Raw genomic sequence first — 20,677 nt, 5'->3', positions numbered from 1 at the left:
CCACTAGGCCACGTCGACATCGAGCCAGCGGGCATAGGCCCTCACGTCGATCATCGGCACGGTGGCCTTCTCCTGGAGCCTCGCGATCAGCTCGAGGAGGAAAGCTGTCGCCGGCTTACTCATCAGCGTGAACATCCCGCATCCATCATCATCGCAAGAGAAGATGCCGTGCGCAGCGACACACCCCAGGTCTAACCGACCGCCAACGTTCTCTTCCGCTAAGGCCTTGATAAGCGGATCACCCAAGCCGGGCTTCCAATCGCTCTCGAGCGTGAGCATCCCCCCAATTATGTGCTGGAGAGGCTTGGCCGGATAGGTTCCGCCTGCATGGGGAATGGGAAGGCTCGTCCTGTGCAGCGCTCGAACGCTTGCTACCTTCTGCCTCGCGTAAGCAACCTGCTCTGCGTTGATCGACTGCTTCGCCTCGAAGACCGCGTAGACGCTTTCAGCCGGGATGACAGTCTGGCCTTGGAATTTGAAGATGAAGGGGGAATATTGGCGATCGAACACGACCACATCGATCTGATCGCTGAACGAGCCCACGCTGTCGACCACGTGAGCCGATGTCGCCTGGTACCGCTGAGGCAAATAGGTATTCAGCAATTCCAGCCAGACCTGCTCGCTCGCATCGCCCTTTGTTCCAGGATGCCCGAAGGACCTGCGGGCACGGCCGAGCTTTTCTTGGATCTCGTCGTGCAACTCCGAGAGAAGGATCTGGATCGACCAGTTCATCGCACAGTCCCTCCGACCTCGTCGCGGAACTTCGGCGTCGCCGTCATGGCTTCGGCAATCTCCAGCGCCCGTTCGCCCCGGATCGGCCTATCCGGGTAGGCATCCAGTGCGATCGCGGGTAGCAGTCGCTGAGCAAGATCCGAAAAGGTGAAACCTGGTGCGTCGTCGCGCGCGCCGGTCGCCGCCACGAGCGCCTCAATCTCAGTGGGGCTCACACCGAGCGGACTGAGGCGTAGCGACAGAATGTGGCGGCGTTGGACTTCGTTCGGGCGCATAAAGGACATGATGTCCGCCGCACGGCGTCGCACGGCAGGATCAAGCGCGTTGAGGCGGTTGGTGCACATGATCACCGCGGCGGGGAGCCGCAGGTTGGCCAGCCGGTCGATGCCCCTGATGAAGGCGTTAACGCCAGCACGGTCCTCGTGGTGCATCTGTGCTGCCTCGCGCGACTGCGCCAGCGCGTCGGCCTCGTCGACCAGCAGGATGATGCCGCCCTTCGATCTATCCCCCGACTTCAGCCGGCTAGCAGCTTGCACTGTGTGCTCGAATGCGGCCGCCAGGAGCTGGGTCATCTCGCCGACCCTTCCATGGCCTCGCGTCGCGAGGCTGAGCGGGTAGAGCGTGATTTCGATGTCCTCCTGCCGAGCCACCGCATCGCCGATCGTCTCGGCCAACTCCGTCTTTCCGGAACCAACGTCACCGGCCAGCACGACTAGGGGCGGGCGCCGTAGCACAACGTCCAGCAGCGGCCGAGCTTCCGCTGCATGAAAGCTCGTCGCCCACCGCTCCAACCCTTGCGGGTTCACGAGGAGACCGAGGATCTTGGCGAGCCGGGACTTCTGGTCATCGAGACCAACGAGACGCGCGAGACGTTCCTGCGGCTCAAAGTCCGGGTAGGTCTGACGACGTTCGAAAAGGTCGTCTAGGCCGGGCATGTTCTGCATCAGTAATTCCTCACGCTCGAGCGATCGAGCGCACGACCGCCCGAAGAATAGGTGCGGTCCGATTGCAAATAGCCATTGATCGGGGGTTCGGTACCACTGCTTCTCTGGAAGGGGAGGTTGCCCTTGAAGCTATCCCGTTCGGCAGGCGACAGATTCCAGAAGGCGTCGGTGTAGGTCATGAAGCTGGTAAACGATGCACCGGACACGTCCTTGCCGGGACGGATCCTGCCAGGGTCGTCATCGTTCGCTGCACCGCCAGCGAGATCGCGGGCAGCGTACTTCAACGTCGGCTCGATCCACGAGCCGTCACGCTTGAAGCCATAGGTAACCGATGACAGGTATCCGGCCTTCATCATTGCGATGGCTTCGGCTTCATAGTCGGCGATTTCACGATCCGACGGCCGCCCGTAGAGACGCTGGATACGCTTGAGGTCAGTCGCGATCTTTGCCGCTATGTGGCGGGCGTGGGTTATCGTGAACGTCGTGCTCTCGGTGTAAGTGTAGCTGGACATCGCGGACCTCAAGCCTGGAACGTGGAGCCGAAGACCTTTTGCCAGTAGCCGACGGTCAGTTGCTTGTTAGGTGCTGCCAGGGCGGCGTCGATGGCGTCGCCGGCATCAAGCGCGGCATCGACGATGTCGTCGATGTTTGCGTTCGTGTAGAGCCTGGACACGTTGTTATCGGCATTCACTGGATCGATGATCCGCACGGGATCGTTGAATTGGCCGATACTCGAAAGGGGGTAGTAGTCCGAGAAGGCGATCCGGTCCCGCAGTCCGCTGCGCGCCACGTAAGAGAAGAAGTGCTGCAGGGCCTCCGGGTAGTCGGACAGGTCCAGCCCGTCGTCGCATAGCTTAGCCATGATCAACTCGATCATGAACGACTTGAAGCGGAAGTCGTGCCGTTCCTGCTTCTGCTTCTTGGCCCAGAACTTCACGAGGCGGACGACCTGCGCAAAATGCTTCTCCTGAGCATTCTTGCGCTTACCCGCGAAGTCGAGGTGTAGCGGGATGCTGGTCTTGAGGAACGACCCGTCCTCCTGACTCACCAGGTTGCCATACCAGTTCGCATCGCCGTCATAGAGGATCGGCACTACATCGACGTCGAGTCCTGATCCACGGAACGAGACGGTCACCGAGTAAGTCTGCGGCTTCACCTGATCCGGCTCGAAATTCGGGAAGGCCTTGCGTAGCCGCTCGGCGAGATAGGTCAGCAGGGCGGCCACCGAGGTAGGCGCGTCGGTTCCGCTGATGTAGCAGGCGACGTCAATATCGTTAAGCGAACGGAGCGCGGTGCCCTTCGCCAGGCTACCCGACAACATCATCTTGCGGAGCGTGAAGTCGGGATGTTCGTCCACGTAGTTGGCAAGTTTGTCGCGCAAGCGACGCGCCTGCGCGCGATAATCGTTCGCCTTGTCTTGCGGGAGGTTCACGCGTTCCTCGGCAAAGCGCACAATATCGCGATGTCCGACGTGGTCACGGCTCATCGATTCGTCTCCTGGAAGCCCTCCGTCCTTGACGGGGACAGTCAAATGCGCGACTCGTCAGTCGACCCGCTAAAAACAATATGGGTATCGTAACAATACCCGTCAAGGAACTATACCCCATGCCTGTGGACGAAAAGCGACCGTGGACGCAGAACCGCCGTTTCGAGTTCATCGAATGGAAGCTTTTTTGGGAGGGGGCGCTCAATCGCAGTGACTTGGAGGACACGTTTGAGATTTCCACTCCCCAGGCATCGGTCGACCTCCGGCGCTACCGTGAACTGGCGGGAGGCAATATTGAGTACGATGCAACCAACAGGTCGTTCAGACCCACGCCCGACATCAAGCTCTCCTTCCTGAAGGCTTCTGCCGACCGTCTGCTGCTCCAATTGCGTGCATTCCTTTCCGGTGCCCTGCCGCGCCGCGAGGTGTGGTTTCGCGACATACCCGCTATAGGGATCACGCCCGACATCGTCCGCCATGTCGATGCGGACTGCCTGAGGATGGTCTTGGAGGCGATCCGGAAGCGGCACTGCGTGGAAGTGCGTTACCAGTCCCTGACGAATTCCCGTGTACGACAAATCGCCCCGCACGCTCTGGCTTTCGACGGGTATCGTTGGCACGTGCGAGCATGGGCCTGCGATCGGGGGGACTTCCGCGACTTCGTGCTCACCCGCATCGATCAAATCCGTCCCGGCCCCCCGGCTGACTTCGATCCGGCCGAGGACGTGGAATGGAGCAACACCATAAAACTTGATCTGCGCCCCCATCCCGGGCTGACGGAAGAGCAGAGCCTCGCTATCCAACGAGATTATGCACTCGACGGCGGGCGACGGGAAATCGAAGTTCGGCTCTCAATGGCCTTCTACTTCATAAAACGGATGAACCTCGACCTTACCGATCTTCCGCCGGCTCGCGCCCAGATTAGCCTGCATAATCTTGCCGAAGTCCAGGAAGCGATCAACAGTGCTAAGGCCGAAGCTAGGCGACGCGTTCTCGAGCGGACATCGCGATAATTCCCTTCAGAGAATCCGATAACTGTAGTCGATAGCCACAGCGTCGCTCTGAACAGAGAGCAGCGATTAGAGGCACAGAGAGGGCCTTTCTGCGACTCCTAAGTCGGCGGCGATTGCTATTCCAGCTGCGAGTCCTGTAGCGTCAATGGACTCGCTCAGCAGCGAACACTATCATTCGCCAGCATGTTCCACCTCCATTGCACCAAGAAGCTGCTTGATCGAATCAAACCGGATATCGCTGCGCCCGGGCAAAGCGATACGGCCCATGGAAACTGGTGGGCCACCGTAATGTTCTGGAAACCGCAGGTGGCATTGCTGATTTCCGAGCGCACGCTGCTTCCAGTGCTCATGCAGATGTCGCCTGCTGCGACGCTCTCTCGACGATTTCCCAAACAATTGGCCCTCGTTCTCAAAGAGCACCGAGTGCCATCCGAATTCATCGCTCAGGAAGTCTGGCAGATGGACAAGGTCCAGTACGCAAAGACTGCGAACCGGAGCGTCGTGGGCATCCTCAATGAGTTTGTTCGCCAGGCCGAGTTCTGGCTGGCCGCCTATGCCTATAAAAAGGGCGATAATGATGACCTCCTGGCGATTTCCGCCAAGCTAGCGGAGAAACCGTGTAGCCCGCTGTACAAGGGCCCGGTTTCGCCGGACAAAGCCCTTCATGAACTCGTGAAGGCTGGTTCGCAGACTTGAGTTTGCTGGCCGGACACTGTGCTCGGAGAACCTACAGCACTCGGCCGGAAGCCCGACTCATGCTGTCAGACGGGATCGGGCGGCAAATCGACGATACGGAAAACCGCTCCCGATCCGCCATCACGCACGAGGTCAACCCGCGCGCCATCCCAGTGATAGTCGAGGTGCCGCCCCTGTAGGGGGTTCGACGCGCAGTCTGGGTAGAAGAGCGCGACGCATTCCCCACCAGGATGCCGGATGCTCGGGTAGGCAATCCCGTTCGATCCCGCGCCCCTGAGCTGCCGCGCGACCGTTTGAGATGCGGCGTAGCTGTCAGGATCGAGCTCCGGGACCGGCTCCCCCGCCAGAGTTCGGAGATCATGCAAGTCTGCATCGACTGACATGACGATTTCCCGGAACTGCGAGGTCCAGCCAGGCGATTCCTTGGTTCGCGCCATGAAGCGGGCATGGTGGTGGATCGTCTCGAACAGTGCAGTTTCGAACCGGTCGCCAACGTAGAGCACGCCGTAGCTGCCATCGGTGAAGCGGCTCGGCCGGTCAGTGCTGACGTGGGTGAATGGCGCCATGAGGTAAGAGGCCCCGTTGCCGCCGACGCGCCGGTCAACCGGAACGAGGTCGAGGTTACCAATAGTCGCCATGATGCGAGGATTGGTCTTCTGCTCTGCCGAGATCAGCAGTGGCCAGTCGGCGGGATCAGCGATGTCTTCGAACAGATCGATCGGCGGAAAGGCGCTGCGGATGATCCGAGCAGCGTCCTTCCACTGGACTCTAGAAACGCGGATATCCGCCGCTCCGCTCACCAGCCACCACGCTCGGCGTCGAGGTAGCGACGCACCCGCATGATGTCGGTGAGCTCACCTCCGAGCATCACGTCAAGGCCACTCACTCCACCGAACGCATCGTTGGCCGCCCTCATCCAGGCATAACCACGGGTCGCCTCCGAGAAGATGATCCGGAGCGCCTTGTGAATACCCATGAGGTTGGAGAGACGAGCACGCCCATCGCGCGAGACGCGTCCCGGCCCTTCCGCCTTCCAGCGCCGATAAGATCGAACCGGCATGTCGAGCAGGGTTGCCGCCTGCTCGTCGGTCAGTTCCCATTTGCCGAAAAGATTGAGGACTGCTCGGAACATGGCCGCCGCCTCGTCCTGAGTAATCGGATCGGGACGGAAGGCGGTAACGGCAGTATCAACGGGTTGCAGAGCCAGCATGGCATTTCTCCATATGGCATCATATAACTTGATTAATGCCATTTGGCAAGAGGCTATGCCGATGATGCCAGTCTAGCCATCACGCTCGCTGCACCTACGATCGGCACAAAGAGCCGGGCCTGGTAACGGATGATCTCGGTAAAGCAGCCTTGGGCCTTGTACCAGTCGAGGCGGGCTACGCTCCAACCGGTAAGCTCAATTCGATGTGAGCCATTGACCAAGCTGCGCTTGACCATGAGCTTCTCGCGGCCCGCGAATTCCATGGTTCTGCCCGTCGCCAGGACGGACTGGACAATATCATCAGCGGAAAGCGTCTGTTCGCGCTCGAGACCCAGGGCTCGGCACAGGTCCGTAACACAATGGACCGGAACCTCCCGACCGAGGAGCGAACGGCCATCCGCCGCCGAGATGCGGCTCACCCTCACGAAATCCGAAGGGAGCTTGTCCCAGACCGGAAGCAGGAGGCCCGTCGCAAGATAGAGGCGCTCGCGCTTGTGGCTGGTCCGCGCTTCCTCAACCTCGGCTGCCCAGGCCTCGTGGAAAGCGTCGACGGAAATTACCTCCCAGCTGCTCTGAGCGAGCTGATCCTCGGTGATATGACTGCGCTTCAACGGGCGCAGCAGTTCGAAGCGGGAAACGCGGGTGCCGTCATCAGCAAGAATGCTGCGGGCAGGCACGAGCAAGGCAACCCGGCCTGAGCGGGCATTTCGAACCGGCCGTTGCCGCTGCCCAGCGAGGCCGTGAAGCTCCTCGAGCCGCTTCAGCGTCAGCGGCTTCAGGGCTCTGGCGATTTCCAGTTCCAGCAGATGGGTCGTCGCGCCCGAGGCGGGATCGGTGCGTAGCAGCGTGTCCGACAGGACCGTGAAGTCCTCGACTGCGATGGTCTCGAGACCGAGGTCCAGTGTACCGGCCTGACGGGCGGCATCAATGCGCGCTTCGACCAGACCCATGAACTCATCGAAGATCGCGTTCTGCAGGGCAATGGGTAGCGCCAGGATACGATTGAGCCAGCGCTGGATCGATGGCAGGTCATCGACCATCGACCCGTCAGGCCCTTCGATCCTGAGGCCCGTCAACTCCTGAAAGCGCCCGAGGCTGACCGCTTCGAGTTTGCCGGTGAACAACAGGCCGAACCAGCGATGGAGTGCCTCCTTCGCGTAGATGCTTTCGAGATTGTCGGCTGGATCAAAAAGGTTCTGACCGCCGGTCTGTCGCTGCCCGCGCGTCAGAGCACCCAGGCTGTCCAGACGCCGCGCGATCGTCGAGATGAAGCGGCGCTCGCCGCGCACATCGGTGGTCACGGGCCTGAACAGCGGAGCCGATGCCTGGTTGGTGCGATTGGTCCGGCCAAGCCCTTGGATTGCTGCGTCCGCCCGCCAGCCCGGCTCGAGCAGGAAGTGGACACGGCGGGCCTGGTTCCTCGCGGTAAGATCAGCGTGGTAGCTGCGGCCCGTTCCCCCGGCGTCAGAGAAGACCAGGATACGCTTGGCGCCGTCCATGAACGCCTGGGTCTCAGACACGTTGGCGCGCGGCGACCGCGATTGGAGCTTCTGACGACCGTCGCGGCCGACGATGAGCCGGCGTGTACGACCGGTGACTTCCGCCACCTTATCGACGCCGAAGCGTTCGATGATGGCATCAAGCGCGGTGGCAATCGGCGGCAAGGCGCAGAGCTGTTCGATCATCCGGTCGCGCGATGCAAGCGCAGAGCGGCACAGCACAGGAGCGCCATGCTCGTCACTCATCGGCTCGGAGCGAGGATTGCCGTTTTCGTCGGTGAACACGGCCATCAGGCGGACGGGGAAGCTCTTGGCGAGATAGTCGATCACGTATTCCCGCGGAGACAAGTCGATCTCGAGAGCTTCCCGCTCTTCGTCAGGCAGGTCGGCAAGCCGACGGTCTAGCATGGCCTCGGCCGTCGAAACGAGTTGCACGACAACAGCATGACCATCGGCAATCACCCTGTCGATCGTGGGCAGCAGGCTTGGGAGCTTCATCGACAAAAGCAGGTGCGCGAAGAAGCGCTGCTTGGTCCCCTCAAAGATCGACAGCGCTGCGGACTTGGCCCCGGAGTTGAGCGTCCCGCCGGTCTCGCTGTCGACGATCCGCGTGGCTTCCAGCGCTTCGCGCAGGTTAGCGTGGATGATTGCCCAAGCTTCGGCATAGGCATCGTAGACCGCGATCTGATCCTCGGTCAGGCAATGCTCGAGGATCTCATACTCGACACCGGCGAACGAAAGCGCCCGGGCTGTGTAGAGGCCGAGCGATTTGAGATCCCGTGCGACCAGTTCCATAGCTGCGATGCCGCCGTTGCGAATTTCGGCAACGAAGGCCTCGCGATTGGCAAAGGCGGTCTCCGGACCCCAGAGCCCGAGGCGCGTGGCATAGGCCAGATTGTTGACGTCGGATGCGCCGGTGGCCGAGGCGTAGAGCACCCTTGCCCGGGGCAGGAGGTTCTGCAGGCGCACCCCGGCAATGCCCTGCTCCGATCCTTTGACCTTGCCCCGCGATCCTTCGCCGCCAGCGGCGTTGGCCATGGCGTGCGCTTCGTCGAACACGATCACGCCGTCGAAATCTTCACCGGCCCAGGCGATGATCTGATCCAGCCGCGTTGCGTCGCTCCGGCCCGAACGCAGGGTCGGATAGGTGACGAAGAGAATGCCGTCGCGCATCGCGATGGGGGAGCCCAGCTTCCAGGACGCCAGCGGCTGGATGTCGATCGGGAGACCGCCAAGGGCGGTCCAGTCGCGGCGAGCATCTTCCAGCAGCGCCTCGTTCTTCGATATCCAGATGTGGCGGCGTTCCCCGCGCACCCAGCGATCGAGAATGACACTCGCGACTTGGCGGCCTTTACCAGCGCCGGTGCCGTCCCCGAGGAAATAGCCCTGCCGGTAGACGTGACCTTCCGCGGATGCCTTGAGCGAACAACCCTTGTCCTCTGGTTCGAACCGGCCGGGAAGATCGCGCGCATGGGCGCTTGACGCGTAGATGAGCGTCTCTGCCTGGGCAGCAGACAACAGGCCCTTGGCGAGCAACCCTTCGGGTAGCTGCGGCACAGCTTCGGGCTTGGGTGCCGAAATCGACCCCATGGCGACGGACTCGACGAGGGGCGTCGGATGCCCTGACGCGCCATCAATGACGATCCTGCTCGGACGATAGGGAAGATAGTGGCCGACCTGAGGGGCAAGCGGCGCAGGGGTTTCGAGCGACACGTAGGTGAGCGGCTTAATGGCGGAGGCTACAGGCGTGATCCTTTCTGGTGTCGGCAGCGGCCTGCGCGGCGCGGTAACCAGAAGGAACGGAGCACGAGCTGGAAGGCTCGACTTTTGGGGAGCAACCCCCAGGCTGGCGCGAGCCGGCAAGGCATCGACGAGATCGGCCAGCTGGCGGAACGCGTTCGTGCGAATAGCGACGGGCTCGTTGGCGTCTTCCACCTTGTCCAAGACCAGTAGTCGTGTGGTGATCCCAGTGCCGTGCTTCACGAAAGCACGTTCGACCGCGGCATTGAGTCGCAGCGAGACTGGCCCCTTCAGCCCCACCATAAACCTAGCGCAATCGAACCATTCGGGCATGATCGCGACAAGCCGACCGCCCGACGCCAGACGATTCCAGGCCGACCGCAAGTGGCGCGAGCCGGTGCGATTATCGTGCCCTCGCTCGATGCCGTGCGAATAGGGTGGATTCATCAGCACGACGCTCGGGCTGATGGCGGCATCGAGCAATTCGTCGATCAGTTCGGCGTCATGGCCGGTCACTCGGGCAGCCGGGAACAAGGCAGTCAGGCAGTCGCGGCGCAGCGGCGAGATTTCGTTGAGGGCAAGGCGCAAGCCAGCCTTGGCTGCCCACACCGCGAGCATCCCTGTTCCGGCAGAGGGTTCCAGGACGAGCTCGTCTGCTACTAAGGCGCAAGCACGGGCGGCAAGCCAGGCAAGGCGCGGCGGCGTCGCGAACTGCTGCCACTCGATCTGTTCGTCACTGCGGTTGGCTTGAGTCGGAAGCTGGGCTTCCAGCGTTTCAAATACGCGGCCGGCGTCGGCGGCCGAAGCGGCAAGATCGATCCGGGCGCTGGCATGCAGGTACTCGGCCTGAGCCAATTCCAGCGCGAGATGCGCATCGCGCACCGACCAGCGGCCTTCAGCGTCGGTGCCTCCGAAATGATTGGTCAGAAGCCTATGCACCTGCCGACGCGTGATCGGTTCACCGGATGCCATGCTTGCGGCGATGGTGCGAGCGACCAGCAAGACCGGAGGTTCAGATGGTGGGGGGAGCAAGAGAACGGGAGCAGAGCTGAGCATTTGGAGCCTCCTGACGTAGCCCAGTTCATTTGCTGGGCCTCATCAGGCCAAAGGCCTTCTCCCCTCTTTCTTCGTTAGGACTTGGATTGCAGCCACGCCTGCAAGGCGTCATTCCAGTCTGCGCCTTCAGCGCGCGGGCGACGCGTGATGATCGTCCGGCTTTCACAGGTATAGGCACTGAGCGCGCGTTCTTCGGCGAGTTCGCCGCCTGCATCATGGTCGACGAACAGGTGCAATTCGCGCACGCTCTCTGGGATCGATACGAGACCAAAACGTTCATTGCCGAGCGAGGCCCAGCAAGGGATCTGGGTCAGGGCCTTGGCAGCAAGCGCGCTCTCGATACCCTCCGCAAGGCCGAGCCGTCCTTCGACGGGATCGAAGAGACGAACAGCGCCCGATGCCAGACTCCCGAGCGCACGCTTTGGATAGTCGAAAGGGGGCACCGCCGGCCTTGTCGGATTGAGAAACGTGCGGTGAATCGCCACCTGTCGATGATCCATGGTCACTGCGGCGATCAAAGCAGGCAAGTACTGCGTGTTCCCCTTCGGGCCGAGCGGAGTGCGAGGGTGAAATCTGAGGGCACGAGAGGCAGCGCGAATGCCGCGGGCCTCAAGATACGACTTTGCGGGGGTGTCACCGATTGGCGTCGCTTCGCGCCAGATCCGCTCTGCAAACGCGCGATGGGCGGGCTTGTCGGCATTGGCGCATGCATCGCCTTCGGCGTTCCCTGAGAACATGCTCGCCGGCGAAACACCTCGTCCGGCGAGCGCCGTCAGGACCTGATCCTGGCTGCAGCCCGCGAAACAGTGGAAGAGGATGGCGCGTCGGCCCAAAGTTACGCCAAGCGAGGGCGTTCGATCATCATGGGCCGGGCATCGCGCCATGCCTTTGGCGCCGGACCAATGTCCACCGAGCTCCTCGCAAAGCTGCTTTGCCACTGAAGCAAGGGACGAGTTGGTAGCGCTGGATAACACGGGGGACATGTGGGGCTCCTCAGGCTCAAAATACCGCCCCTTTGCGAGCGACCTCTCCTCCCAGTCGCGTGCGCAAAACACTTTCCTACACCCTTTTGTTCACCATACGTTCTTTGCTGATTCGAAGCAATGCGACGAGATGTAAGATGATCAAATATGGAATGATCGGGATGCTCTTGGCGGCCGTTCCAGCGGTGCAGGCCTTGGCCCAGGTCGAAGCGCCATCCTTTGCGATTTTCGAACATCGCCCCTCAGCGACAGCCGCCGAGCCTGCCCAATCCTCCTTCGCGGCACAGAGTGAAATAGATTGGGGGGCAAGCAAGGCAGCGCCCTCGTTCCGCGAGGCAATCTACGTGGCGAATGTCCGAGAGGCAGAGCTCCGATACGGTCTTCCTACAGGCTTATTGCAGGCACTGATCTGGACGGAATCGCGGTTCAACCCGATGGCGATCAGCCCCGCTGGCGCGGCGGGGTTAGCACAGCTGATGCCGGGCACTGCTCGTTATCTCGGCGTTGCGAATCGGCATGATCCCGTCGCGAGCATCGATGGCGGGGCACGTTACCTCAGAGAGATGCTCGACAAGTTCGGGCAAATTCACCTCGCGCTTGCGGCCTACAACGCAGGGCCTGGAGCGGTTATCCGTGCCGGCGGCATTCCCCGAAACAACGAAACGCCAAGCTATGTCCGCAGCGTTCTGGACAGATGGCAAGCAATTAGCTCGCGCATCTGAAGCGTGTTTGTATAGCAGTGGCGAAGAACGGATTGCTTGAGCGGGGAAGGCTGAGTTTGATGGCTCCGAAACGAGATCGAGGCACCGAGGATGGCAATGTCATTCGCTTCGATTTCCGGGACGAATTGAAGAAGCAGCGCGGCAATCGGCGGCGCAAGGAGTGGGTCTTGGGACTGGGGGCTTTTTCGATCGTATTCGCGGGTGGAATGCTGGCATTGAACTGGCCCACGTTGAACCAGGCCTTATTCACCTCTTCAGAGCTCACACCGAGGTTTTCGCTGATGGCGGAGACTTCTTCGCCACGATTTGAGCTATGCGGAATGACACGTCGCACCTGCGTCGTGGATGGCGACACCTTCTGGCTCGAGGGTGAGAAGATCAGGATCGCTGACATCGACACGCCTGAGATCAGCGACCCCAAGTGTGATGCCGAGTATCAGCTCGGCATGAAAGCCACTCATCGGCTTCGTGACCTATTGAACGAAGGCGCGTTCGAGGTTCGACCAATCGGAAATCGTGATGAAGACCGGTTTGGACGCAAACTTCGGGTCGTCGTTCGGGGTGGTCAATCGCTTGGGGACCAGCTCGTGAGCGAAGGTCTCGCCCGCACTTGGACCGGGCGCCGGCAGCCGTGGTGCTGACAGTGGCAATATCACTGACCGTCAACGGTTGTTGCGGTATCGATCGGCAGGATCCGACCACAATTCGCCGTTCACTTCAGCACCGGGAAACGTCGGGTCTATCTGCGTCAGGAACGGCTCTTCAAGCGCGTGATTAACGCCCTATAGGCATGGTCTTCGGGAACGGTCAGGATCTGCGGCCGGTTTGCGATGATTTCGGCGATCTCTGGCGTCAATTCGTTCATCAGCAGGCTGAGCAGATTGTCGCCGATCGCGCGTGTGTCGCTTTGGTCCTCGAACAGCCCGGACTCCTCGCCATGCGCTAGCTTGTTGCGACCTTCGCGATAAATCTTCGAGACAGCGTCGCTGACACTGATTGAGCCCGCGCCCGTGGGTGCGGCTTTCGGATTAAGCGCTGCTTCGGCAAATTCGGTCATCGCCTTGGCATCACCGCCTGCCCCTGACAGCCCGTCTGCTGCGCAGCCATAGTCCACCACCGCCATGAAATCCGACGCCTCGCGGCGTGCCTCCCCGAACCAGTAGAGCGCGTTCGCCCAGCGCTCGACCAGGTGAGGCGCCTTGCTGGTGTTTCTGGCGCTGACATACGCGTCAAGCACCCGCCCGGCATCGTTGAGAAAGGGCTGCTCGGCCAGCATCTTCGCGGCCAGCGCTCCCGGAGGGCCGCCTAGGCCAGCGCGCGACGAGGACGAGCCCTTGAGAAACTGACCTGTCATCGTCGTCGCCAGCCACGCCTCGCTGAATAGATGCTGGCGTCCCGACTTGGTAAGCAGTCGTGCGTCCTCGAGATGAAATCGCAGTCCGATGACATCGATGGCGAGCCCGACGATTACAGATGCCTTCTCGTGCGACCGTGCCGGTTCATGGCCCTGCATGCGGACCGTCGCCACCCAGCCATAGCCGCGAAGCGAACTGAGCACTTCCCACGCCTGAAGTTCGTCCGCGGCGCTGCCTTGGGCGAGCGCCTGCCGGGTGAAGTCGTCGAAGGTGACCATGCCGTTTTCGACCTGCTGGACATGATGCAGGACCGCTGGATCGGTGACATAGACTGCGATCCAGTCGGCACGCGGCCGGAAGGCAACCGGTCCAACGTTGAAGGCCAGCACATTCTGGCTGGTGTCGAACAGGTGACATGGGATGTGGCGATCCAGATCAGGCCGGGCCCTGGCCGATCCCGCCTGCAGATTGGCTTCATAGTCGGCTGCCATCATCTGGTAGAAGCTATCGTCAACGGCGCCGGTCGTCTGGCCTTGCGGCAGGTGTCTTGGACAGGCGGCGATCGCATCGCCGATCGCAGTAAACGACAGTTTGTCGAAGACCTTTCGAGCGATTGTCTGGCGGAGATCGGCGTGCGCATCCCAACTCTGCTGGGTCAGCGTGTGCGCTGCGTCGATCGCGGTCCGCGTGCACTGATACTGACGACCGCCTCCGACCGGGATGGCCATTGCGGTGAACGGATCGGGCCAGAGCCTGTGCCAGTCATCGTACGGCATGGTCGCGGTCGCCATCACATCATCGAGAATTGTCTCGAGCAGTTCGGGTGCAGGCACTGGGGGTTTCTTGCTACTCCCGTGAATACGTGATCTTGCCATTCAATGCCTCCTCCGAACCTAGCCATGTAGATCGTGTCCGATTGTCCTGCACGCTAGGGTCGGCCCAGCGGCAACCCCTAGACGTTCAAAAGTCTCGTCAGCCTCTTCCCGCAAACGCGCCCTTGATGACTTTTCCACCCTCTCGGATTGTATCGAGATAATCGCTCCACCACTGGGCCATGCGAACCCGTTCCTCCCAGTGCTTACCGCGGTGATAGACGCCGCGAACGGCATTGCTGTCGCCATGGGCCAATCCTCGTTCGATCGCGTCCGGGTTCCAAAGGCCGCTTTCGTTCAGCATAGTGGAAGCGGTTGCCCGCAGGCCATGAGCGGTCACCTCGTCCTTGGTGAATCCCATCCGGCGGAAGGCGGCATTCAAGGTGTTCTCGCTCATTGGGCGAACAGAGGCACGGGCCGAGGGGAACACATAACCTTCGGTTCCGACCATCTCGGCGAGCTCTTTCAGGTAGCCAATCACCTGCTTCGAGAGCGGAACGGCATGAGGGCGCCGTGACTTCATCTTGCCTTCAGGGATGCGCCAGACACCTTCTTCGAGGTCGATTTCCTTCCATTCGGCATGCCGTAGTTCGCCAGGCCGCACAAAGACGTGAGGGGCGATGAGAAGAGCGTACCTAGTGATGAAGTTGCCTGTGTAGTCCTGGATCGCTCGTAGCAGCCCGCCAAGCTCCTTGGGTTCGAGAATCGCGGCGTAGTGCTTTGCCTTTGGCGTGATCAGTGCCCCGCGAAGCATTGACGTGGGGTCGCCTTTGCAGCGCGTGGTGGCAACGCCATACCGGAATACGCGGCTCGCAAACGACCGGGTCTTCTTCGCGGTCTCGTGCTTACCCTTGGCCTCGAGCCGCTTGAGAGGAGCGAGCACTTCAAACGGCTCGATCTCGTCGATCGGTCGGCTGCCAATCGCGTCCGCCAGCTGCTCGAGGAAGAAGTTGGCCTTCACGATGGTGGCATCTGCCCTGCCACTCTGCACCATCATCTGATCGATGTACTCCCGCGCCACTGCCTCGAAGGTCTGGGCTGAGAGGAATTCGGCGCGAATCTTCTGCTTGCGCTTCTCCATCGCCGGGTCGCCGCCGGACGCGATCTTGTGCCGCGCCTCATAGGCTGTCTGCCTTGCCTGCTTGAGGCTGATCTCGGGGTAGGCACCGATCGAGAGCTTCTTTTCGACCGGGCCGATCCGGTAGCGGAATCGCCAGAGTTTGCCGCCGGCTGGGGAGACCTCAATGTACAATCCGCGGTCGTCAGCAACCTTGTAAGGCTTGTCCTTTGGTTTGAGTGCTCGAAGCCGAGTCTCGGTCAGCGGCATGTGCGGGCCTTTTCCCGATGTGGTTTTCGCAAAGGCCCGCAAAAGGCCCGCAAAAATGTGCGGAACCCCCGAGAAAAGGCGGGACGATCCGGCACGATCCAAGGGCCAATTCCCTTGGATTTCTGCGGGTTTAATACACTTTTTGGGATGTTCCGAGAAGAACAAATGGTGCCCAGAAGAGGACTCGAACCTCCACGACCTTGCGATCGCCAGCACCTGAAGCTGGTGCGTCTACCAATTCCGCCATCTGGGCACGGGGTAGGAGCGGGCGCTTAGCGGCGGGGCTGGCGGCTTGTCAACTGCGCTGCGCGCGTCGCGGCATATTTTATCGCAAAGCTGCCGGTTTCGCGCGATCTGGCTGTCGTCGCCCCTTGCCCCCTCCCCCGCTTCGCGGCATGGGGATGCCGTCGGGCGCGCGCGGCGCCCCTCATAAAGAATCGATCACAGGCGGATCCCATGCAGAAATTCGACGGGCAATTGATCACGGTGCTGGGCGGCGGCGGCTTTGTCGGGCGCTATGTCGTACAGCGGCTGCTCGCGCGCGGCGCGCGCGTCCGCGTCGCGCAGCGCACCCCGCGCGCCGCGACGTACCTGAAGCCACTGGGCGGGCTCGGCCAGACCCAGTTCGTCGCCGCCGACGTCCGCGATCCCGCCAGCATCGCGCGCGCGGTGCAGGGTAGCGACGCGGTGATCAATCTGGTCGGCGCCTTTGCCGACATGCAGGCGGTGCAGGCCGACGGGGCGCGGCATGTCGCCGCCGCCGCGAAAGCGGCCGACGTCCGCGCGCTGGTCCATGTGTCGGCGATCGGCGCCGACCGCGACAGCCCGTCGGCCTATGGCCGCAGCAAGGGCCACGGCGAAGCCGCGGTGCGCGCCGCCTTCCCGGCCGCGGCGATCCTGCGCCCCTCGATCGTCTTTGGCCGCGAGGACCAGTTCATCAATCGCTTTGCGGCGATGATCCGTATGTCGCCGGTGATCCCCGTCGTGGCGCCAAACGCCAAATTCCAGCCGGTCTATGTCGGCGATGTCGCCGATGCGGTCGTCGCCGCGCTCGATAGCGCCGCGGCAGGCCAGACCTTTGAGCTGGGCGGGCCGCAGGTACTGACGATGGGCGAATTGCAACGCTGGATCGCCGATGCGACCGGCCGCGCGCCGCTGTTCGTCGATGTGCCCGATGCCGTCGCGGGAGCGCTCGCGTCGGGATTCGGCTGGGCACCCGGCGCGCCGATCACCAAGGATCAGTGGCTGATGCTGCAGACAGACAATGTCGTTGCGCCGGGCGCGGCGGGGCTGGCGGAGCTTGGCGTCCAGTCGACCTCGCTGGCCGCGGTTGCCGACGACTGGCTGGTGCAATATCGCCGCAACGGCCGCTTTGCGGTCGAGAAGCCCGCATAATATCCACGCCTCAGGCCACGGCCTGCCCCCGCCCGATCGCCTTGGTCGCTGGGGTGAACAACCCCAGGACATTTCATGCACGACCTTGCGACCATCATCCTGCTCGGCATCATCGAAGGGCTGACCGAGTTTTTGCCGGTGTCGTCGACCGGCCACCTGATCCTGGCCGCCGAACTGCTCGGCTTTACCGGCGAGGGATCGGCGGCGTTCAAGATTTCGATCCAGCTCGGCGCGATCCTGGCGGTACTCGTCGCCTATCGCCAGCGCTTCTGGAATGTCGGCATGGGTTTGCTGCGACAGGACCGCGATTCCATCCGGTTCACGCGCAACATCCTGATCGGCTTTCTGCCCGCAATGCTGATCGGCGCGGTCGCCTATGAGGCGATCCGCGCGCTGCTCCAGTCGCCAACGACCGTCGCCGTCGCGCTGATCGTCGGCGGCGTCGTGATCCTGGCGATTGAGCGCATGGTCAAGGTGATGAAGGTCGAAAGCGTCGAGGCAATGCCGCTGGGTACCGCGATCGCGATCGGCGCGATCCAGTGTATCGCCATGATCCCCGGGGTCAGCCGGTCGGGCGCGACGATCATGGGGGCGTTGTTGATGGGGGTCGAACGCAAGACCGCCGCCGAGTTCAGTTTCTTCCTCGCGGTTCCGACGATGCTGGGCGCAACCGTCTATTCGCTGTGGAAGGACCGCGATGTGCTGGTTGTCGACGATCTGACCGCGATCGCGATCGGACTGGGCGTCGCCTTTGTCGTCGCGCTGGCGGTGGTCAAGGCGCTGGTGGCGATCGTCGGCCGCTTCGGTTTCGCGCCCTTTGCCTGGTATCGAATCGCGCTGGGCAGCGTCGCATTGATCTGGTTGGCACTCAGATAGGTCCGATACGGCACTATTTGCGAAACATAATTGCGCCCGCCGGATTGCGAAGCCAACAGAGGTGTGATTTTAGGTCAGCTTTGCTTCCCTAACTGCGATTTCCTTCGTGACAGCGCCGATCCCGCCATGCATCTGCCCCGCTCAGAAGGGGAATTTGCATGGCTGCCGATCGCATGCTCCGGTTTGTGGAGCGTGAACAATCCTATCCCGACAAAAGGTCCGCCGAGGATCGTGCGCAGGATTTCCGCGAAATCGCCGAGCGCTATGCGGCACCCGACGCCGACGCGCAGGCGGCGCGCTGTTCGCAGTGCGGCGTTCCCTATTGCTCGGTGCATTGCCCGCTCCACAACCATATCCCCGACTGGCTGCGGCTGACGGCGGAAGGCCGGCTGCGCGAAGCTTATGAGCTCAGCAACGCAACCTCGACGATGCCCGAGATCTGCGGTCGCATCTGCCCGCAGGATCGCCTCTGCGAAGGCAATTGCGTCATCGAATTTTCGGGCCATGGCGCGGTGACGATCGGCAGCGTCGAGAAATATATCACCGACACCGCCTGGGCCGAGGGCTGGGTCGAACCGCTGCAACCCGGCGCCGCAACCGGCCAGTCGGTCGGCATCATCGGCGCCGGTCCCGCAGGGCTGACGGCGGCGGAATATCTGCGCGCCCAGGGGCACGAGGTGCATGTCTATGACCGCCACGACCGCGCCGGCGGCCTGCTGACCTATGGCATCCCCGGCTTCAAGCTGGAAAAGGATGTCGTGATGCGGCGCATCGATCGGCTGGCCGCTGGCGGCATCCAGCTCCATCTGGGTTTTGAGGTTGGCGCTGACGCCACACTCGACCAACTGCGCCAGAAGCATGACGCGCTGCTGATCGCGACCGGCGTTTACAAGGCGCGCGAGATCAATGTCCCGGGCAATGAAGCAGAAGGCGTCATTGCCGCACTCGACTATCTGGTCGCGTCGAACCGCAAGGGCTTTGGCGATGCGGTGCCCGCCTTCGACGACGGTCGCCTCAACGCCGCGGGCAAGCATGTTGTCGTCATCGGCGGCGGCGACACCGCGATGGACTGCGTTCGCACCGCGGTGCGCCAGGGCGCGAAGTCGGTCAAATGCCTCTATCGCCGCGACCGCGAAAATATGCCGGGCTCGCTGCGCGAGGTATCGAATGCCGAGGAAGAAGGCGTCGAATTCGTCTGGCTGTCGGCCCCTGCCAGCTTTACTGCCGACAGCCGCGTGAAGGAAGTCGCCGTCGCGGGAATGCGCCTTGGCGCGCCCGACGCCAGCGGCCGCCGCAGCCCCGAGGCCGACCCGGGGCGCACCTTCGACGTACCCGCCGACATGGTGATCAAGGCGCTCGGCTTTGACCCCGAGGAACTGCCCAACCTGTTCGGCGCGCCCGACCTGAGCGTCACGCGCTGGGGCACGCTGCGCGTCGATCACCAGACGATGATGACCAGCCTGCCGGGCGTGTTCGCCGCGGGCGACATCGTTCGCGGCGCCAGCCTGGTGGTGTGGGGCATCCGCGACGGGCGCGATGTCAGCGACCAGATGGCAAAGTGGTTGAAGGCGAAGGCGAAAAGCGAAAAGAAGGCAGCATGACCAACAGGGGAAGGAAATTCATGATGTCGAAGTTCAAAGCCATGCTGCTCGCCGGGACGTTCGCGCTGGCGCCGCTGACCACTGCCGCGCAGGAAGCGCCGGTCGCCGAGGTTGTTGCCGCCGATGAGCAAGGCGACGCCAGCAGCGAAGCCTATGCCGCCGACGCCAAGACAAAGATGCAGAAGGAAATGGATCAGGCGATCGCGCTGGTCGAAAAGATGTTCGACACCAGCAGCCTGCCGCCGATCGATCCGGCCCGGCTGACGCTGGCGCAGCAGACGATGGGGGCGCTGATCCCGGTCGGCAGCCTCGAAAAGATGATCGACAACATGTATGGCAAGATGCTCAAGACGGTCCTGGGTGAGCTCGGCAGCCAGTCCGACCTGATGCTGTCGATCAAGACCGGGGTCGAAAGCGAACAGATCGCGAAGCTCGACGAGCCGACCAGGGCGAAGATTGCCGACCTCTTCGATCCGCATCGCAAAGAACGCGAGGACCAGATCATGCGGGTGCTGCGCCCGCTGATCAGCGAAGCGCTGGCCGACATGGAACGGCCGATGCGCGACGGCATGGCCAAAGCCTACGCCCGCAAGTTCAGCGCGCCGCAGCTGGCCGACCTCAATACCTTTCTCGCGACCCCCACGGGCAATATCTATGCCAGCGAATGGATGGCGTTGCAGGCCGATCCCGAAGTGATGGTCGCGGTAATGAAAGCGCTGCCGCCGCTGATCACCAAATTCATGGATCGCGGCCCGCAGATCGAGAAGGACATGAAGGAGCTGCCCAAGGAAAAGCAGCTGGCGGACTTCAGCGACAAGGAACTCGCGTCGCTGGCCAAGCTGATGAAGGTCGATGTGCAGGTGCTGAAAGACCAGCGCGACCTGTGGAAGACAGAGGCGGTCGAGGACGTGGCGATGACCGACGACTATGCTGTCGAAGCCGCAGCGGATGCAGCCGACGCGGCGGCAGATGCAGCAGAAGCCGCAGCGGAGGCCGCCGTCGACCCCGCATTTGACCGCAGCAACTGGTCGGACGCCGACCGAAAGCGCGTCGAGGACGCCGAAGCCGCGATCGAGGTTGCGTCGTACAAAGCGGTCGAGGCCGAAGAAACCGCCGTCGCCAATGCGCGCAAGCGCCTGCCCCCTTCCGCCGAATAGGCCACAGGACGAA

Annotated in this window: 18 protein-coding genes and 1 tRNA gene; 8 read left to right on the top strand and 11 right to left on the bottom strand. The window is 62.2% G+C overall.

What is annotated here, in order from left to right; translation table 11 throughout:
* Nucleotides 1-3: 3 nt before the first annotated feature.
* Genes G9408_RS00795 through G9408_RS00780 form a run of 4 tightly spaced genes read right to left on the bottom strand, consistent with a single transcriptional unit; the run spans nt 4 to nt 3,162 of the window.
* Nucleotides 4-732, bottom strand: a complete 729-nt coding sequence (locus G9408_RS00795) for a DUF6602 domain-containing protein (protein ID WP_168452285.1) — start codon at nt 730-732, stop codon at nt 4-6.
* Nucleotides 729-1,676, bottom strand: coding sequence for an AAA family ATPase (locus tag G9408_RS00790; RefSeq protein WP_168452284.1), 948 nt, complete (start codon nt 1,674-1,676; stop codon nt 729-731). The genes G9408_RS00795 and G9408_RS00790 overlap by 4 nt, the downstream gene beginning before the upstream one ends.
* A complete protein-coding gene (locus tag G9408_RS00785) occupies nt 1,676-2,188 on the bottom strand; it encodes an HORMA-1 domain-containing protein (protein ID WP_168452283.1) in 513 nt (170 codons plus the stop codon). Before G9408_RS00785 ends, G9408_RS00790 begins: the two co-directional genes overlap by 1 nt.
* Nucleotides 2,189-2,196: 8 nt before the next feature.
* Nucleotides 2,197-3,162: a CBASS oligonucleotide cyclase gene (locus G9408_RS00780; RefSeq protein ID WP_168452282.1), complete on the bottom strand. Its 966-nt coding sequence runs from the start codon at nt 3,160-3,162 to the stop codon at nt 2,197-2,199.
* 119 nt (nt 3,163-3,281) lie between these two features.
* Here G9408_RS00780 and G9408_RS00775 point away from each other — a divergent pair, with 119 nt between their 5' ends.
* Together G9408_RS00775 and G9408_RS00770 are read left to right on the top strand one after the other, a co-directional pair.
* Nucleotides 3,282-4,175, top strand: coding sequence for a helix-turn-helix transcriptional regulator (locus G9408_RS00775; protein ID WP_168452281.1), 894 nt, complete (start codon nt 3,282-3,284; stop codon nt 4,173-4,175).
* A gap of 183 nt (nt 4,176-4,358) precedes the next feature.
* Entirely contained in the window at nt 4,359-4,871 is a 513-nt protein-coding gene (locus G9408_RS00770; protein WP_168452280.1) for a DUF6933 domain-containing protein, read from the top strand.
* Between the two features lie 65 nt (nt 4,872-4,936).
* On the opposite strand, the gene G9408_RS00765 is transcribed toward G9408_RS00770, so the two are convergent.
* The 4 genes from G9408_RS00765 to G9408_RS00750 all read right to left on the bottom strand — a co-directional run bounded on the left by G9408_RS00765 (nt 4,937) and on the right by G9408_RS00750 (nt 11,314).
* Nucleotides 4,937-5,671, bottom strand: a complete 735-nt coding sequence (locus tag G9408_RS00765; RefSeq protein ID WP_168452279.1) for an RES family NAD+ phosphorylase — start codon at nt 5,669-5,671, stop codon at nt 4,937-4,939.
* The gene (locus tag G9408_RS00760; protein WP_168452278.1) at nt 5,668-6,081 is read right to left on the bottom strand and encodes an MbcA/ParS/Xre antitoxin family protein; all 414 of its coding nucleotides are present in this window, start codon (nt 6,079-6,081) and stop codon (nt 5,668-5,670) included. Before G9408_RS00760 ends, G9408_RS00765 begins: the two co-directional genes overlap by 4 nt.
* Nucleotides 6,082-6,134: 53 nt before the next feature.
* Nucleotides 6,135-10,376: a strawberry notch-like NTP hydrolase domain-containing protein gene (locus G9408_RS00755; protein ID WP_168452277.1), complete on the bottom strand. Its 4,242-nt coding sequence runs from the start codon at nt 10,374-10,376 to the stop codon at nt 6,135-6,137.
* Nucleotides 10,377-10,450: 74 nt separating this feature from the next.
* Nucleotides 10,451-11,314 (bottom strand): DUF7146 domain-containing protein, encoded by an 864-nt coding sequence (locus G9408_RS00750; RefSeq protein WP_328804340.1) that lies wholly within the window; start codon nt 11,312-11,314, stop codon nt 10,451-10,453.
* 182 nt (nt 11,315-11,496) lie between these two features.
* Here G9408_RS00750 and G9408_RS00745 point away from each other — a divergent pair, with 182 nt between their 5' ends.
* Nucleotides 11,497-12,081: a lytic transglycosylase domain-containing protein gene (locus G9408_RS00745; protein WP_168452275.1), complete on the top strand. Its 585-nt coding sequence runs from the start codon at nt 11,497-11,499 to the stop codon at nt 12,079-12,081.
* A gap of 59 nt (nt 12,082-12,140) precedes the next feature.
* On the top strand, nt 12,141-12,722 hold the full coding sequence (locus tag G9408_RS16500) for a thermonuclease family protein (protein WP_235957428.1): 582 nt from the start codon (nt 12,141-12,143) through the stop codon (nt 12,720-12,722).
* A 107-nt stretch (nt 12,723-12,829) separates the two neighbouring features.
* On the opposite strand, the gene G9408_RS00735 is transcribed toward G9408_RS16500, so the two are convergent.
* From G9408_RS00735 to G9408_RS00725, 3 genes are all read right to left on the bottom strand, one after another.
* Entirely contained in the window at nt 12,830-14,269 is a 1,440-nt protein-coding gene (locus G9408_RS00735) for a hypothetical protein (RefSeq protein ID WP_168452274.1), read from the bottom strand.
* A 139-nt stretch (nt 14,270-14,408) separates the two neighbouring features.
* Nucleotides 14,409-15,635, bottom strand: a complete 1,227-nt coding sequence (locus tag G9408_RS00730) for a tyrosine-type recombinase/integrase (protein WP_037490048.1) — start codon at nt 15,633-15,635, stop codon at nt 14,409-14,411.
* Between the two features lie 166 nt (nt 15,636-15,801).
* Nucleotides 15,802-15,888: transfer RNA gene (locus G9408_RS00725), tRNA-Leu, on the bottom strand.
* 203 nt (nt 15,889-16,091) lie between these two features.
* Between G9408_RS00725 and G9408_RS00720 the strand changes: the two genes are divergently transcribed.
* The 4 genes from G9408_RS00720 (at nt 16,092) to G9408_RS00705 (ending at nt 20,664) form a co-directional block, all read left to right on the top strand.
* Nucleotides 16,092-17,030, top strand: a complete 939-nt coding sequence (locus tag G9408_RS00720) for a complex I NDUFA9 subunit family protein (RefSeq protein ID WP_168452273.1) — start codon at nt 16,092-16,094, stop codon at nt 17,028-17,030.
* Nucleotides 17,031-17,105: 75 nt separating this feature from the next.
* Nucleotides 17,106-17,906 carry an undecaprenyl-diphosphate phosphatase gene (locus tag G9408_RS00715; RefSeq protein ID WP_168452272.1) on the top strand — a complete coding sequence of 267 codons (801 nt, stop codon included), beginning with the start codon at nt 17,106-17,108 and terminating at the stop codon, nt 17,904-17,906.
* Nucleotides 17,907-18,064: 158 nt separating this feature from the next.
* Complete coding sequence (locus G9408_RS00710; protein WP_168452271.1) at nt 18,065-19,507, top strand: NAD(P)-dependent oxidoreductase; 1,443 nt, start codon at nt 18,065-18,067, stop codon at nt 19,505-19,507.
* Nucleotides 19,508-19,530: 23 nt separating this feature from the next.
* Nucleotides 19,531-20,664 (top strand): DUF2059 domain-containing protein, encoded by a 1,134-nt coding sequence (locus G9408_RS00705; protein WP_235957427.1) that lies wholly within the window; start codon nt 19,531-19,533, stop codon nt 20,662-20,664.
* The last annotated feature ends 13 nt before the right edge of the window (nt 20,665-20,677 follow it).

It is taken from the genome of Sphingopyxis microcysteis (assembly GCF_012274265.1).
Taxonomy (GTDB): domain Bacteria; phylum Pseudomonadota; class Alphaproteobacteria; order Sphingomonadales; family Sphingomonadaceae; genus Sphingopyxis; species Sphingopyxis microcysteis.
This window is presented reverse-complemented; position numbering and strand designations above follow the sequence as displayed.

Excerpts from the sequence above, each read along its gene's own strand:
- G9408_RS00795 (WP_168452285.1), bottom strand. The coding sequence starts at position 732 with ATGAACTGGTCGATCCAGATCCTTCTCTCGGAGTTGCACGACGAGATC.
- G9408_RS00790 (WP_168452284.1), bottom strand. The coding sequence starts at position 1,676 with ATGCAGAACATGCCCGGCCTAGACGACCTTTTCGAACGTCGTCAGACC.
- G9408_RS00785 (WP_168452283.1), bottom strand. The coding sequence starts at position 2,188 with ATGTCCAGCTACACTTACACCGAGAGCACGACGTTCACGATAACCCAC.
- G9408_RS00780 (WP_168452282.1), bottom strand. The coding sequence starts at position 3,162 with ATGAGCCGTGACCACGTCGGACATCGCGATATTGTGCGCTTTGCCGAG.
- G9408_RS00775 (WP_168452281.1), top strand. The coding sequence starts at position 3,282 with ATGCCTGTGGACGAAAAGCGACCGTGGACGCAGAACCGCCGTTTCGAG.
- G9408_RS00770 (WP_168452280.1), top strand. The coding sequence starts at position 4,359 with ATGTTCCACCTCCATTGCACCAAGAAGCTGCTTGATCGAATCAAACCG.
- G9408_RS00760 (WP_168452278.1), bottom strand. The coding sequence starts at position 6,081 with ATGCTGGCTCTGCAACCCGTTGATACTGCCGTTACCGCCTTCCGTCCC.
- G9408_RS00755 (WP_168452277.1), bottom strand. The coding sequence starts at position 10,376 with ATGCTCAGCTCTGCTCCCGTTCTCTTGCTCCCCCCACCATCTGAACCT.
- G9408_RS00745 (WP_168452275.1), top strand. The coding sequence starts at position 11,497 with ATGATCAAATATGGAATGATCGGGATGCTCTTGGCGGCCGTTCCAGCG.
- G9408_RS16500 (WP_235957428.1), top strand. The coding sequence starts at position 12,141 with ATGGCTCCGAAACGAGATCGAGGCACCGAGGATGGCAATGTCATTCGC.
- G9408_RS00730 (WP_037490048.1), bottom strand. The coding sequence starts at position 15,635 with ATGCCGCTGACCGAGACTCGGCTTCGAGCACTCAAACCAAAGGACAAG.
- G9408_RS00720 (WP_168452273.1), top strand. The coding sequence starts at position 16,092 with ATGCAGAAATTCGACGGGCAATTGATCACGGTGCTGGGCGGCGGCGGC.
- G9408_RS00715 (WP_168452272.1), top strand. The coding sequence starts at position 17,106 with ATGCACGACCTTGCGACCATCATCCTGCTCGGCATCATCGAAGGGCTG.
- G9408_RS00710 (WP_168452271.1), top strand. The coding sequence starts at position 18,065 with ATGGCTGCCGATCGCATGCTCCGGTTTGTGGAGCGTGAACAATCCTAT.
- G9408_RS00705 (WP_235957427.1), top strand. The coding sequence starts at position 19,531 with ATGTCGAAGTTCAAAGCCATGCTGCTCGCCGGGACGTTCGCGCTGGCG.